Origin of the sequence: Sulfuriferula nivalis (assembly GCF_009937995.1) — a bacterium.
GTDB classification, from domain to species: Bacteria; Pseudomonadota; Gammaproteobacteria; order Burkholderiales; family Sulfuriferulaceae; genus Sulfuriferula; species Sulfuriferula nivalis.
This window is the reverse complement of record NZ_AP021881.1, coordinates 995,332-1,010,129: the sequence shown is the minus strand read 5'-3', so window position 1 is coordinate 1,010,129 and position 14,798 is coordinate 995,332. Positions and strand designations below refer to the sequence as shown.

Sequence of the window (14,798 nt, the reverse complement as noted above, 5' to 3'; positions counted from 1 at the left end):
TTATAGGTTCTCGTACATACGGCCTGGGTTCAATATCCCGGCTGGATCGAATGCCTGCTTCAAGCGTTGATGCAACTGCCACACACCTGCTGATAACGGCTGGAAAACTGCACCAGATCTGTCGCCACCATGAAACAACGTTGCGTGACCACCCAATTCAGATACTTTTGCACGAATATCCTCTGCCGGCGCATCACTGCGCAACCAGCGTTGCGCACCACCCCACTCAACTAACCAGTCACCCGTCAGCTCAGGCTGCGCAGCCACTTGCGGCAAAGCTATACGCCATAACGGCTGACAACTGGCAAAATACGGATGCTGCAACTCACGAATAGATATCCAGAAATTCTCGTCATCAAGCAACACCTCACCTTGCTGGCTGTGCTGCACTGCTTCGATAGTACTTTCAGCACCCGAAAAGCGCAGATACAAATCACCATCTACCCATGCTGAAGCCGACAGCGGCAGTGACTGACCCGCAAGCTGATTCATCAGACTCAATGCCTTGGTAGCACTCAGTCCAGAACGTACTAAAGTCAATTTATGCTGAGGCAGGGGCAAGACTTTCAGGCTTACATCAAGCAGCACGCCCAATGTCCCCATTGCGCCAGCCATTAAGCGCGCAACATCGTAGCCCGCCACGTTTTTCATCACTTCACCGCCGAAATGCAGCAGCTCACCCTTGCCATTTATCATGTGGCAACCGAGCAAAAAATCTCTGCCAGAGCCTGTATATACACGGCGCGGGCCAGACAAATTACACGCTATCGTGCCGCCTATGGTCGCACTCGCACCCCAGTGCGGTGGTTCAAACGCCAGCATTTGTCCGTGCACTGCCAGTGCTGATTCAATATCGCGCAATGGCGTACCTGCGCGTGCGGTCAGCACCAGTTCAGTCGGCTCATAACTTACTATGCCGGCATGCGCTGACACATCGAGTGTTTGCCCGGTTGCAGCACGCCCATAAAATGCTTTGCTATTACCCGCACAGATATTCAGTGGGGTTTTAGCAGCATAAGCTAGCTCCACTTGTTCCTGCAAAACGGCTGAAATATCCTGTTCGTTTGGTGCCATCAGAACCGCTCCAATTCGGGGAATGGCGTTTTGCCGTGATGTATGTGCATCGCACCAAACTCAGCACAGCGGTGCAAAGTCGGCACAGCTTTACCAGGATTGAGCAAGCCCTGTGGGTCAAATGCATGTTTGATTGCGTGAAACTGCGTCAGTGCCAACGCATCAAACTGCACGCACATCTGATTGATTTTTTCCATACCGACACCGTGTTCGCCAGTGATACTGCCGCCCACTTCAACACAGAACTCCAGGATCTTGCCACCAAAGGCTTCTACTTGCTCCAGCTCACCGGGTTTGTTTGCATCATACAAAATCAGCGGATGCAGATTACCGTCACCCGCATGAAACACGTTGGCCACCGCTAATCCATACTGCTGTGACAATTCCGCTATACGCCGCAACACCAACGGCAAATGGCGGCGTGGTATAGTGCCATCCATGCAGTAATAATCAGGCGATAAACGCCCCACAGCTGGAAAAGCAGCTTTCCGCCCTTTCCACAACAATGCACGAGCGGTATCGTCTGCAGCCAATCGCACTTCTGTCGCACCACCTTGCGACAGGATTAGCTGCACACGAGTGATTTGATCAACCACATCGGCACGCATACCATCCAGTTCGCACAGTAAAATAGCTTCTGCATCACGCGGATAACCCGCATGGGCATAATCTTCAGCGGCATTAATCGCCAGCTTATCCATCATTTCCAGACCTGCTGGAATAATGCCTGCGGCAATGATATCGCCCACCGCCGCTGCCGCTTTTTCCACATCGTTAAACGCTGCCAGCACCACTTGCGCCTGCTCAGGCATAGGCAATAGCCGAACGGTCACTTCAACGATCACGCCGAGCATACCTTCCGACCCGGTTATCAGCGCCAGCAAATCATAACCTGCGCTGTCAAAGGCTTCACTGCCTATCACCAGCAATTCGCCGGTCACGTCTACCAGCTTCACCTGCAAAATATTATGGATGGTCAGACCATATTTCAGACAATGTACGCCGCCTGAATTCTCCGCCACATTCCCGCCTATGGTGCAGGCAATTTGCGATGAGGGATCTGGCGCGTAATATAAACCGTGTGCGGCGACAGCCTGTGAAATAGCCAGATTACGCACGCCAGGTTGTACCCGCGCAGTCCGTCCCAGTGTATCTACAGACAATATAGACTTGAGTTTTGCCAGACTCAGCAACACACCATTAGGATGTGGCAATGCCCCACCCGATAGTCCTGTTCCAGCACCGCGAGCCACAACTGGCAACTGATATTGATGACACAAGCGCATGACTGCCTGCACCTGCTCCACCGAATTCGGTAATACAGTGACCCACGGCAACTGGCGATAAGCCGACAAGCCGTCACACTCATACGGGTTCAAATCCTCGGCCTCGAACAATACGCAATCAGCGGGCAATAACGCCAGCAATTGCTTGACCAAGTCAGCCTTGCTTATCGTTGCCGTATGCTCATGTTCGCAGCCTGTATGCATCAGGACACCTTGCCACGCAAACGTTGATAGGCTGTCGCCAGCGCATTTTCATCGCCCACATTACCTGGGAATATCACCACGGGTAAATCTGGGTAACGTGGATGCTCAGGTGGGCAACGCACGACTGAACAACCAGGCAAAATCTGCCCAAGCACACGCGAAGTGCGCAGTGCCAGCCCATCACTCAACACGTCATTCGAGGTAATCCCACCTTTACTGATTAGGAAGCCAATAGTCGTTGGCAAGTTACGCACCACATCCATCAGGAATGCCGATACCTGCTCACCAAATGCTAACCGGGTCGCCTGATCAGCGAAGGTGATTTCCACCCGACTGGTGTAAACCACTGAAGACAGATTCTGCTCATGAGCAGCCTGCGCAAGCTGGATTACCTCTTGCAACAGTGCATCACGTTCCTGAGCAATGCGCTGTACATCTATCTCTATCCCTGCGATACCAGATTGCTGCAATAACACCTGCAATTGCGACGTGGTTTTTTTAACATGCGAACCCACTATCACCGCACCCGCACGCCCACCGCGCACATAATGTGCCATTTGCTCAGGGGCAACAGGTTGCTTGCCGAGCTTGGCGAGCGAGGTCAGCAAACTTGCCGCACTGCGGAACAAAAAGCGCTTGCCCGCTGCTGCCGCTGTCTGTATCTGCGCCGCAAACTGATCCATATCGCTCTGCTGTTCAGCATCCACAACGCAGCAAACGTTATCATGCAACGCCAGTAATCTTGGCGTGATATCAGCACGCACATCTGCCAGTGTAAAGCGCTCAACCTGATGGGCGGCAATCCGTTGCTGTGTTTTCTCAGCCACATAATCTGGCAAATAACTGTGCTTATAGCCAAACACTGAATCCCGAGCAAACTCGGTTTCATGAACAGGTACATGCACGCCATCGACCAGCAGGTAATGTATGCTGTCGCGGGTGATACGCCCACCTTCAAAAAATGCTGGTGTCAGAAAATGTGCATCAAATGGCCCCAGCAATTCCGCAATCACATCGGTTTCCACCGGATAGTGACCACGCAATGTTGAATCCGAACGACTCACCAATATCGGATTGATAGATTGTCCTGCCGCTGCGGTCTGTGCCAGTGCCGATTTCAGATTCACGCACACTTCACGCGTCACCGCATCAGCACGCGCAGCAGACATGCCGCGCGTATTGGTCAGCACAAAAAACAGTGGTGAGCTATCCGCCAATGCCTCAACCAGCGTCGCAACATCCCAACGCGTCAACAGCAGACAGCCGTGCACCGTTTGTGACCCCGTAGGGTCGTCGTCAAGTACGATAATTTTGGTGAGCTGAGTCATATTTAATTCACTTTAACAAGGCATTAACACGGGCTGTCATTGCTTCAGCCGTAATACCATTAAACGCCATGATTTCATCCGCGCTGGCTGTGGTTTCACCACGTTTCCAGCAGAAAGTATCACGTTTCGGTGCGCGTGTACGCAACAGCACTGGCTCTAACGGTGCGCTTGGACCACCACTGACTGCAATTAACGCATCACCGTCAAACAGCGCATTAAAATGATCATCATCCATAAAGCCATTGTCTGGCTGCGATACTGTATCCCACGCAACATCAGTTGGACGATACAGCGCACGAGGATTCACCGCTGCGACGATACGTACGCGATAACCTTGGGCTTCGAGCTGGTCTTTGGCCTTGAATACTGGCAACAGCACCATGTCACCGGTTACTGCAAACACCACGGTAGCACCCGCACCTGTAGCACTTTCGTAAATAGTTGCCGCGCCATTCACCATCGCTTGCTTGGATTCAGCCAGCGTCATGTAAACAGGTAATGGGCTCTTGGAAGCAATAATCACCATACCTTTATTCACACTGTCAGTCGCATATTCATACGCGACCTGCATCGCATTCGCATCGCATGGGAACAGTGGGAAAACGTTACCATTGCGCATCATCGCTGCAAAGAAGTTTTCGATCTCCGGACGCTGATGTGTCCAGCCGTTACGACCTTGTTCCAATGCACCTGCGGTAAACATACAAACGATAGACGGTGTTTTACGACGCAATTCAGCCATAGCTTGCGTTACGGTCTGGATAATTGGCCAGCCGTTAATTGCAAATGATTCATATGACAACCAAATTGAACGCGAACCAAACAATGCCAGACCCGCAGCCAGACCCGCGCACGCATCTTCATTCAACGGCTCGTAAACCTGACCATTCGGCTCCTGGTTATACAATGGATCTACTGTCGGATGACGCACTTTCAGCGCATCATTGATGTTCTTCATCGCAGATGCTTCGTTACCGTCAGCGTTGGTTACCACATAACGTGGATCAGCCTTACCCATTTGCGCAACCAGTGCTCCCATCGCTGTCGCTGGTACGGCTTTGTCGCCTTGCTTGAATTCAGTCATCGCAAGCTTAGGCATAGCCACAATATCCAGCTCGGTTTCAGTCACTACGGTTTTAACCGCTGCGCCACCACCAGCACGTGACAAGTTGTCACGAACGATTTGCCAGGCTTCAGGTGGCAATGCACGGCGTTGCAGACCAGCAATAATATGTGGCTGATCTAATGTATCGGCGGGATACAGGTTATGTGATTTCGCACCTACCGTATGCACACCAGCACCTTTTAATTGCTTAATAATAAATACAGTAAGCGTGCCATTTAATGCAGATTGTGATGCTTTATCCACACCTTGCAATACCGCCTTGGTGAATGCCAGACGCTGACCCAGTGAGAACTGGGTGCTGTCCACATATGGCAATTCCTGATGAGTATCATCAAATTCTTTGGCATCAACCAACACCACATTTTTGAAACCATGACCTTTCCAGTAAGCCACCATTTCATCGTTAGTCATGCGTGACACCATGGAGTGGTGTTCTTGCGAATAACCATTCCATACCAATACAGGCAGGAAGTTAGTCACTTCAGGATAAGCTGTGTTGAAGTGCATCATGCTATTCAGCACATACGGCTCGCCCATACCACCGTCACCGATAGTCACAGGGAATAATTTACCAGGATGCAACAAAGCACCCGCCATCGCGAAGTGCTGACCTTGACCCAGCGGACCAGCAGGAGCCAGCAGACCAGGAATAGCGCCTGACAAGTGACCCAACAAACCATGCTTCTCACGGAACCGCGCCATCATGTCAGCAACAGTACGTATGCCCATTTCTTCTAAAGAAGTATCCAGGAACATGGAAGAATAAAAACCTGGTGCATGGTGACCGACTTCAGTCACGATATTGGTATGACCTAACATCATCAGTGACGCGTGCGCTTCAGCGCTGGATGCGTAACCACCTGGATGACCAGAACCTTTAGAACCAGTCACTTGCAGAGTCAGATAGCGTAACGCGTCAGCCGCTAATAAAGTTTGGTAAACCGCTGAACTATCACTTGAGTCAGCAATACCATGCTGACCTGCCGCGATAACCGGACTAGCAGCTTGTGTATCGAAATCCAGCCATTTTTCACCAAAATGTTGTATGCCTTCACAGAAAACAGGTGCGTTCATTTTACTACTCCTTCACATCAGCGATTTAAGATGTAACCACAATATCAAACTATGAAATATTTCGCAATATAAAATTGATTTCATAATGTGAAATGATGTAGAATTATCTCATGACAAATGAAACCCATATCCAAGTAATCGATCGCATGGTCAGTCTGCTGGAAAGTTTGGCAAAGCACGAACACGCCAGCCTGAAAACGCTTGCTGCCGAGACCGGCCTACATAGCTCGACCGCCTTTCGCATCCTCGCGTCATTGCATCATCACGACTGGGTAACACGTGACAGCAATGGAGCATATCAACTAGGTGGCGGCTTGATGCGCTATGCCAACCAGGCTGAACAACAGCTAGACTTGCGTGAAATTGCCCTCCCCATCATGACCGCATTACGCGACCAGACAGGTGAAACTGTCAATCTGACCCTGCGTGAAAACGATGAAGTGGTATATATAGAACGCGTCACCTCTACCCGACTGATGCGTGTAGAACAGGTGATTGGCAGCCGTGCACCTTTACACGTCACTGCTGTAGGGAAACTGATGCTGGGAGAAGATGCAGCAGCGGCTTGTCTGAGTTACGCTAAACGCACACAACTCCCTGCCTACACCCCCAACACCATCACAGAAGCCAATGATCTGTGCACCAGCGCTGAACTTGCACGTGCACAGGCTTATGCATTTGATAATGAAGAAGCAGAATTAGGCGTAGGCTGCATCGGTGTACTGATACGCGACGCCAGCGGCAAGGCAGTTGCAGGCTTATCTATCTCCGCTCCCCGCGAGCGCCGCAAGGATGAATGGGTCAGTGCGCTGCAACAGGCTGGCACTCAAATATCAGAAAAATTGGGGTATTTCAGCCCAGAAGCTAAGTAAGCACAATAACCACCCTTCCAAACCTTGACATAAACATAGCAATGTTTATACTTTGGTATAAACATTATGGATGGAGTTAGTCATGACAGAAGTAGAATTGGATATTAAGCAATGGGGTAATAACTTGGGCGTGCGCCTGCCCGCGGCGATTGCGCGTGAATCGCACTTGAAAGCGCATCAGCGTGTGCGTATCAGCGTCCTCAATGGAGAAATCATCATCAGGCCAATAGCAGCAACTGCCCTAACTTTAGAACAGCGATTGGCGTTATTTAATCCTGCTGAACATGGCTGCGAAGTGATGGTTGCCTCACAAACATTAGGCGCTGAAAATTGGTAAAGCCACTATTGAACTGGGTACCAGATCGACAAGACATCATCTGGATAAACTGCAACCCGCAAGCAGGCCAGGAAATGCGCGACATCCATCCTTTTCTAGTGTTATCTCCACGCGTGTTCAATGACAAAACATCAGTGGTAATCGGGTTACCCATGACAACAGCAGAATACAATGCCAGCAATCCATTTGCAGTAACTGCGGGCAAAGCATCAGGTAAGAAATCAGACAAATCTAGCTACATCCTTTGCCATCAACCCAAGTCTTTTGATTGGCGCATGCGTGACGCAAAACCACACCCTCTAGGACAACTGCACGAACCGTATTTTGAGCAAGTGCGTGAAGTATTAAATCAAATTATTCAACTGGCTTAAACAGCCATCCCCGTTGTTATTACACGGAAAAATATTAGAACAATTGCCTATGTTGGTAATAAACAGGATAGCTGTCAATGCAAGATAACTTACGTAATATTCAGAGCGCGATAAAAGAACATTACTACACGCAACGAGACGCAGCGACCTTTTATCTCTACGCGCTACTCATGCCGCCATTGATCTATTTATTACTGGCAATCAGCGTTCATTATGATTTAGCGTGGTACTGGATTGTGCTGTTGATAGGCCCACCATTGGGCAGATGGGCGATTGCGACACACGAACTATTCCACATTCCTGGACCGCACCCACTATGGGTAAGAGCGTTACCAATTACCTTCTCACCATTCAACGTTGGCTGGGACGAATACCGGGCAGAACATCTTGGCCACCACAAACATACAGCAAATCCTCAAGATCCAGAATGGTGGCGAATAGGAGGCGGGCATCTGCGTTCTTTTTTAGGTTGCCTATTCGTGTCCGAAGGTGCTGCATACCATCATCTCAAAGCCAATGGCTGGAAACTTAACCGCTGGTGGCTCTACAGAAACATTCTGTTTTGGAGTATTTTTTATCTGGCGGGCTGGGAATTCATTCAATTTTGGATAGGATTACGTACAGCATACGCAATCCAAGACTGGATATTTAATCATTACCTGCATTACCAACATAAAGAATATGGCACGTATCGCGTGACATTACCAAAATGGCTGGAGTGGATATCCAAGATTATTTACGGCAAATACACCATTGATGCCACATTGTTCCACGATATCCATCATGGCAATGCCAATATAGCAGTATGGAATCTAAAGACAGTTGCACAAAAGCACGATGCTTTTAAACTGCAGTAACAATTCGGGAACTTCGGGATCCAATTTTCATTTGATTAAATTTATGCCGAATGTAAAACCCGATCTTGAGGTCCACTGGTAAATCAACCCATCCCCTTCTGTGCTACACAAAGTAACTAGCAAAGCGCAGGTAGTCTACGAGGACCACCTCCAAACACAAAGCGACTGCAAAGACGCACATAAAGCAATAATGCCGTCAGTATAGACATCAACCCTAGCCTGCAATGAATTTCAACGCCACGCCATTATTGCAGTAGCGCAGCCCTGTTGGGGCAGGCCCGTCCTTAAATACATGCCCATGATGCCCGCCACAACGCGCACAGTGATATTCCGTGCGCGGCAGTAAGAGCTTGTAATCAGTTTGAGTTGCGATACTACCCGGTAGCGCGTCGTAGAAACTAGGCCAACCGGTACCACTATCAAACTTAAATTTGGATGTAAAAAGAGGTAACTCACAGGCAACGCAAACAAAGGTACCCACTCTCTTTTCATCATTGAGTGGACTGCTGTAAGGCGCTTCCGTGCCTTCCTCCCTGAGCACATCATACTGCGCTGGCGTGAGCAGCCTCTTCCATTCCGCGTTGGTTTTAACCAGCTTACCTATCACATCACCCGCGCTTGCCTTTGATATAGCAAACATCACCGGCGCACCTACAATACCGACCAGACCAGTACCAATTTTAAGAAACAGCCGTCTATTCATCACATTCACCTCAATTATTTGCAACCAGTTAATAACCACGACTCAGCGTTCGTCTTATCAGGTTATTCGGAATGGTGTGTGAAAAGGTTACATGTTGATGCTGACGTTGAAACCATGAGGCCTGATCTTACATTTGACAGTCGCACCTTAGATTTATGAAAAATGCAAAACCAGACTCCCACACATCCCTATCTGTGCCACCACTTAGTGGTTAGCAAAGCGGGGGCAGTCGGCGAGGATTGTCTGAGCGCAATGCGCGAGTTCCGCAGCCGCCCGCTTTGCTAGCCGCTACGTGGGAAGTCCGCAGGACTGGCACAGCGGGTGCCCTTCTCTTTGGTTACTTTCTTTTGGGCAAGCAAGAGAAAGTAACTTGCCGTCGGGCAACCCCCGACCTGCAAGCGGGGATTAAATCAGATTCGGTAGTGCGAATTGTAAAACAAGACCCCAACGCTCTGAGGATGGAAGCTATGGCTGCAAGCCTTTGGCTTTACGTAAATAGGCGGCACCAATAGCAAGGAACATAGCACCTACACCATAAAATGCTACCTGCTTACCAACAAACGCAGCTACGAAAAACATGCATCCCCCCATAATAAACTGGTAGCCGCTACGTTTTTTGTTTTGTATAACACGCATTTCACTCTCCTTAATTCAAGGTTTAACATTTAATAAACACCAAAATCGGTGGCTATATTATTTGCCTAACCAAACAACCCAGCTATTGCCCAGCCCCCAAATCAACCAACCGACACCACAGCTACCAAGCTATGCATCTGCTTAGGCGCGATAGTGATTTTGTCATCAGCCGCGTTACAAGTTTCCACACACACCATTTGCTGATATTCACCCGCGGCCATGTCGGCAAAGCCTTTTTCTTTTTCTATCCACGGATTCCATACTACGGTAGTGTCGCTGCCAGATTTGGCGATGTGTATACCGCGACTTTGGGCGGTGTCGTTAATCACGCAGGTAGCCTTGGTATCAACATATACGCGGTCGGTTTCGCCTGAAAATATGACGTCACCTTGCTGAGTGTGTTCGGTGAAATCCAGCACTTTATCGAGGTATTTCGTGCCATCCAGACCTTGTACGATAGTTTGTGCAATATCGCCAATGTGGAAATAGGTATGTAGCGCATCGGTGATGGTAAATGGCACATCGCCGGTATTTTTGGTTACCAGTGCCATAGTCAAGGTTTTGCCTACGGTGACTATCATCTCCAGATCAAAAGCATAATCCCAGATTGCACGCGTTTCAGCATTGTCAGCAATACCCAAAGTGACGACTACGCCATCTGCAGTTTGCGTTGTGCTGCGCACTTGCCACATGCGTGTGCGCACGAAGCCATGCGCAGGCTTGCCCGCTTCGCCAGCGCCAAACCACGGCCAGCATATCGGAACGCCGCCGCGTACGCCTTTGCCAACCTGATATACAGCCGCACGACTCACCCACAGCACTGGCTCGGCGCCAGCAGGTTGCCATTCCAGCACTTGTGCGCCGATGAGCGCTATGCGTGCGCTGGCATCAGCCGTTTTAATTTCTATCACTGGCACATCTGCGGCAGCCTCAACAAAATTCAAGACATTAGCAATAGCAAATTTTTGGTTTAATTCATTAACTGACATTTCGACTCCTCATTAAGTAGATGATTTTGCTTCTTCTTGTTGCAGCGCCCAGAGCTTGGCATAAACGCCGTTGGCTGCAAGTAATTCCCTGTGATCTCCACGCTCGACGATACGCCCCTGCTCCATCACCAGGATCTGGTCGGCATCAACAATGGTTGAAAGTCGATGGGCAATGGTCAGCGTAGTGCGATTTTTTGCGATTTCCTTGAGTTCGGCCTGGATGATCTTTTCCGTTTGTGTATCCAGCGCTGATGTCGCCTCGTCCAATATCAGGATGCGCGGATTCTTCAGTATGGTACGGGCGATGGCTACCCGTTGCTTCTCACCACCGGACAATTTTAGCCCGCGCTCACCCACCGTCGTTTCCCAGCCATTCGGCAACGATTCAATAAAATGCAAAATATGTGCAGCACGCGCCGCCTCGACGATTTCTTCACGGCTGGCCGTGGGTCGCCCATAAGCGACGTTGTAATAAATACTGTCATTAAACAGCACTGTATCTTGCGGTACGATACCAATAGCAGCACGCAGACTGGTCTGAGTCACCTGCCGGATATCCTGTCCATCAATATAAATAACGCCATCATTCACATCATAAAAGCGATAAAGCAAGCGTGACAAGGTTGATTTACCCGCACCACTCGTCCCCACTACCGCAATATTATGCCCCGCCGTTATGGTAAAGCTCACACCCTGCAATATTCCCCGATTGCTGTCATAGCCAAATTTAACGTCATCAAATTGCACCTCAGCACCTTTTACCAGTAGCGGCTGCGCATCGGCCTGATCGGCAACTTCACGATTCACATTCAGCAACTTGAACAGACGTTCTATATCAGTCAGCGACTGCTTGATTTCCCTGTACATTACACCAAGAAAATTCAGCGGGATAAACATCTGGATGAGGAATGCATTAATCATCACCAGATCGCCCACCGTTAACTGTCCTGCTACCACACCACGCGATGCGCGGATAAGCATGATAGTCACACCAACGGCGATAATGGCTGCCTGCGCGGCATTGAGCATACCCAACGAAGTCTGATTCTTGACCGCTGCCACTTCCCAGTTTTGCAGGCTGCTGTCATAACGTTTAGCTTCGAACTCTTCGTTACCAAAGTACTTCACCGTTTCATAGTTGAGCAAGCTGTCGATAGCCTTGGTATTCGCCTGCGAATCCATTTCATTCATTTGCCGACGCAACTGCGTGCGCCACTCAGTAATGCTGATGGTAAGCACTATATAAATTACCAACACTACCAGCGTAATCGCTGCATAGATCCAGTCAAACTTGGCGAACAATATCCCCGCTACCAGACTGATTTCTATCAGTGTCGGCAACACCGAAAACAAGGTCAGATGAATGAGCGATGAAATCCCCCGCGCGCCACGCTCAATATCGCGTGTCACCCCGCCAGTTTGACGCTCCAAATGGAACCGCAAGGATAGATTATGCAAATGTTTGAATACTTCCAGCCCCACTCGACGAATAGCGCGCTGCGTGACTTTGGCGAATACAATATCGCGCAAATCTGAAAACACCGTACTTGCCAGCCGCAGCAATCCATAACCGAATAGCAAGGCCAGCGGCACCACCAGCAATGCCTTGGGTTGATTCAAATTATCGACGATGTGCTTGAGCACAATCGGAATGGACACGACTGCCAGCTTCGCACCAATCAGGAAGCTGATAGCGATAAACGCCCGCCACTTGTATTCCCACAAGTACGGCAACAACAAACGCACAGTCCGCCAATCGGCAGAACCTGGCTGACCACCATCAGAACTAAAATGACGCATATTTACTCGATAAATTTAAGACAGACTGATAAATCAATCGTTTTTAGACATTAACAAAGGTTTGTATGGGCGCTCAAATTTTTGCAAAATATCGTAATAAGTCCGAATATTTTCCACAAAAATAACACCCTCACCACCCCGACAGAAACCATGTTTGGCGGCACCACCCTGTTCGGAATTAGACAACATGGGCATCGTTGTTTTCACATCACTCCAAGCCACCGGATTAAGTTTACACCGTTGTGCCAGCACCCTTGCATCTTCCAGATGCCCCTCTCCCTGATTATACGCGGCCAGTGCCATCCAGGTTCTATCTGGCTCAATCAGCTTGGGTGACATCTGATCTATCATCAATGCCAGATATTTCGCCCCACCCATGATACTTTGTTGCGGATCCAGACGGTCGTCCACACCCATGGAATCCGCCGTAGCGGTTGTCATCATCATCAGACCCCGCACACCTGTTGGGGAGGTCGCATAAGGATCCCAGTGCGATTCCTGATATCCGATTGCCGCGATCAAACGCCAATCTATACCTGTTGCATCCTGTGCTGCATAAAAAAATTTACGATATTTTGGGAGGGTGGTATGCATTTTATCCAGAAACCCAGAAACATCGGCCTCTTCCAGACGATCAGCATGACCATAATATTTATCTATTAATCGCTTTAACGTGCCGTCCTGTTTGATTTTTTGCATAAATTGCTGCACCTGCTTAAACAGCACAGGATCAGGCGTTCTTGGAAAAGCCCAGGCCAGCGGATCCGCTTTAGGTAATTCAAAAGCCACATCCAAATTCGGGTAAAACTTACGTGCCACATCAAACTCATTAGAATCCGTCAATACCGCATCAGATAAGCCGCTCGCCAACCTGTTCAACGCTTCCTCATCCCATTTAGCCGGCAACGCTGTCCATTTCAACTGAGGCACAGCCTTGGCTGCGAGGCGTAAGGTTTCAGTATGACTACTACCCGCCACTACCTCTACCCGCATTTTCGCCAGATCAGCAAAGTTCTTAGGTTTTATACCATCTTTGTTATAAATTACCTGCTGCGTCACGCTCATATATGGTGGACTAAATTGCATTACTTCTTTACGCGAGGCGAGCACGCTAATGCCAGCAGCAATAAAATGCGCCTGATGTTGCGCTAGCAATCCAAACATTTCACCCAAATTTTGCCCTTGTATGAATCGCACGCGATAACCATTCTGTTCAGCAAATCGCGTCACCAGATCATACTCAAAACCACTGGATTTCCCGTCATCCCCCTCAAAATAAGTCGTTGGTCCATTATGCGTAAGCACAACAATTTCGCCTGACTTTGCAGGCGCAGCGATAGGCGCAGGAGGAAGTTTAGGCAAATGCGGCATATCACATGCCGCCAGCATCAACAATAAAATGGTAAGCAAAATTCGCATAGGCAGTAGTCTTACTGAGTTCAGTCGAATTGTCCAGCCACAATACTGGCTTCATATTTAAGCAATATACGGCTACAATGGCTGACTAAACGGAGAGGTGGCAGAGTGGTTGAATGTACCTGACTCGAAATCAGGCATAGACGCAAGTCTATCGAGGGTTCAAATCCCTCCCTCTCCGCCATCATAAATCTGCGATTATTCGTACTACTCAGATAAAATTTCAGACTCAAATCTGATCTGTGCTGACAAAGAATTAGAAACAAAACACCCCGCTTCAGCTTTTTGCAGCACCAAGCGTGTTCTGTCCTCATCAGCTTCAGCAGGCACTTTCAACTGTATATGCATTACAAATTCCGTAAATCGAGTTTTACCTTCCACCCGCGCCAACGTGCCCTGCACATTACATTCAATAGCGACCCAATTGATTTTCATCGCTGTGGCAACTGCCCGAAAAGTCAGAATATAGCAATCACCCAATGCCGCAACCAGCAAGGTTTCCGGTGACCAGCGATCGCCTGGGCCACCAAAGTCCTTAGGCGCCGCAGATGCAATATCTGCCAATCCTTCACTATGCAATATCACTTCGCCCACTTGATTGGCAGTCACGCTCGCTTGATACTGGTATGGAAAATTCATCATCTGGTTAGTGCCTCCTTTACTATTCAACACCCTCACCCTACACCCACAATGACAAATAAAACAGCGTAATCATATGAAAATAT

The 14,798-nt window shown here is 49.1% G+C and carries 14 protein-coding genes and 1 tRNA gene; 5 read left to right on the top strand and 10 right to left on the bottom strand.

Going from position 1 to position 14,798, the window contains the following annotated elements; genetic code table 11:
- The 4 genes from glcE to SFSGTM_RS05245 are packed head-to-tail and all read right to left on the bottom strand — an operon-like array spanning window position 1 to window position 6,092.
- The gene (gene glcE, locus SFSGTM_RS05260; RefSeq protein WP_162084268.1) at window positions 1–1,074 is read right to left on the bottom strand and encodes a glycolate oxidase subunit GlcE; all 1,074 of its coding nucleotides are present in this window, start codon (window positions 1,072–1,074) and stop codon (window positions 1–3) included.
- Complete coding sequence (locus SFSGTM_RS05255; RefSeq protein ID WP_162084267.1) at window positions 1,074–2,564, bottom strand: FAD-linked oxidase C-terminal domain-containing protein; 1,491 nt, start codon at window positions 2,562–2,564, stop codon at window positions 1,074–1,076. Before SFSGTM_RS05255 ends, glcE begins: the two co-directional genes overlap by 1 nt.
- Window positions 2,564–3,892 (bottom strand): four-carbon acid sugar kinase family protein, encoded by a 1,329-nt coding sequence (locus tag SFSGTM_RS05250; protein WP_162084266.1) that lies wholly within the window; start codon window positions 3,890–3,892, stop codon window positions 2,564–2,566. Before SFSGTM_RS05250 ends, SFSGTM_RS05255 begins: the two co-directional genes overlap by 1 nt.
- A gap of 7 nt (window positions 3,893–3,899) precedes the next feature.
- Entirely contained in the window at window positions 3,900–6,092 is a 2,193-nt protein-coding gene (locus SFSGTM_RS05245) for a phosphoketolase family protein (RefSeq protein ID WP_162084265.1), read from the bottom strand.
- A 110-nt stretch (window positions 6,093–6,202) separates the two neighbouring features.
- Here SFSGTM_RS05245 and SFSGTM_RS05240 point away from each other — a divergent pair, with 110 nt between their 5' ends.
- The 4 genes from SFSGTM_RS05240 to SFSGTM_RS05225 all read left to right on the top strand — a co-directional run bounded on the left by SFSGTM_RS05240 (window position 6,203) and on the right by SFSGTM_RS05225 (window position 8,529).
- Window positions 6,203–6,964 carry an IclR family transcriptional regulator gene (locus SFSGTM_RS05240; RefSeq protein WP_162084264.1) on the top strand — a complete coding sequence of 254 codons (762 nt, stop codon included), beginning with the start codon at window positions 6,203–6,205 and terminating at the stop codon, window positions 6,962–6,964.
- A gap of 82 nt (window positions 6,965–7,046) precedes the next feature.
- Entirely contained in the window at window positions 7,047–7,301 is a 255-nt protein-coding gene (locus SFSGTM_RS05235) for an AbrB/MazE/SpoVT family DNA-binding domain-containing protein (RefSeq protein WP_162084263.1), read from the top strand.
- 8 nt (window positions 7,302–7,309) lie between these two features.
- The gene (locus SFSGTM_RS05230; protein ID WP_232526049.1) at window positions 7,310–7,672 is read left to right on the top strand and encodes a type II toxin-antitoxin system PemK/MazF family toxin; all 363 of its coding nucleotides are present in this window, start codon (window positions 7,310–7,312) and stop codon (window positions 7,670–7,672) included.
- A 77-nt stretch (window positions 7,673–7,749) separates the two neighbouring features.
- Window positions 7,750–8,529 carry a fatty acid desaturase gene (locus SFSGTM_RS05225; protein WP_162084261.1) on the top strand — a complete coding sequence of 260 codons (780 nt, stop codon included), beginning with the start codon at window positions 7,750–7,752 and terminating at the stop codon, window positions 8,527–8,529.
- Between the two features lie 214 nt (window positions 8,530–8,743).
- Here SFSGTM_RS05225 and msrB read toward each other — a convergent pair whose 3' ends face one another.
- From msrB to mltF, 5 genes are all read right to left on the bottom strand, one after another.
- Window positions 8,744–9,232 carry a peptide-methionine (R)-S-oxide reductase MsrB gene (gene msrB, locus SFSGTM_RS05220; protein ID WP_162084260.1) on the bottom strand — a complete coding sequence of 163 codons (489 nt, stop codon included), beginning with the start codon at window positions 9,230–9,232 and terminating at the stop codon, window positions 8,744–8,746.
- A gap of 465 nt (window positions 9,233–9,697) precedes the next feature.
- A complete protein-coding gene (locus tag SFSGTM_RS16985) occupies window positions 9,698–9,868 on the bottom strand; it encodes a hypothetical protein (protein ID WP_174237397.1) in 171 nt (56 codons plus the stop codon).
- A 101-nt stretch (window positions 9,869–9,969) separates the two neighbouring features.
- Window positions 9,970–10,857, bottom strand: a complete 888-nt coding sequence (locus SFSGTM_RS05215) for a D-hexose-6-phosphate mutarotase (protein WP_162084259.1) — start codon at window positions 10,855–10,857, stop codon at window positions 9,970–9,972.
- Window positions 10,858–10,869: 12 nt separating this feature from the next.
- Window positions 10,870–12,657: an ABCB family ABC transporter ATP-binding protein/permease gene (locus tag SFSGTM_RS05210; protein WP_162084258.1), complete on the bottom strand. Its 1,788-nt coding sequence runs from the start codon at window positions 12,655–12,657 to the stop codon at window positions 10,870–10,872.
- A gap of 33 nt (window positions 12,658–12,690) precedes the next feature.
- Window positions 12,691–14,076, bottom strand: a complete 1,386-nt coding sequence (gene mltF, locus SFSGTM_RS05205; protein WP_162084257.1) for a membrane-bound lytic murein transglycosylase MltF — start codon at window positions 14,074–14,076, stop codon at window positions 12,691–12,693.
- A gap of 91 nt (window positions 14,077–14,167) precedes the next feature.
- Here mltF and SFSGTM_RS05200 point away from each other — a divergent pair.
- A tRNA-Ser gene (locus tag SFSGTM_RS05200) sits at window positions 14,168–14,257 on the top strand.
- Window positions 14,258–14,280: 23 nt separating this feature from the next.
- On the opposite strand, the gene SFSGTM_RS05195 is transcribed toward SFSGTM_RS05200, so the two are convergent.
- Window positions 14,281–14,715 carry an OsmC family protein gene (locus SFSGTM_RS05195; protein WP_162084256.1) on the bottom strand — a complete coding sequence of 145 codons (435 nt, stop codon included), beginning with the start codon at window positions 14,713–14,715 and terminating at the stop codon, window positions 14,281–14,283.
- Window positions 14,716–14,798 lie beyond the last annotated feature (83 nt).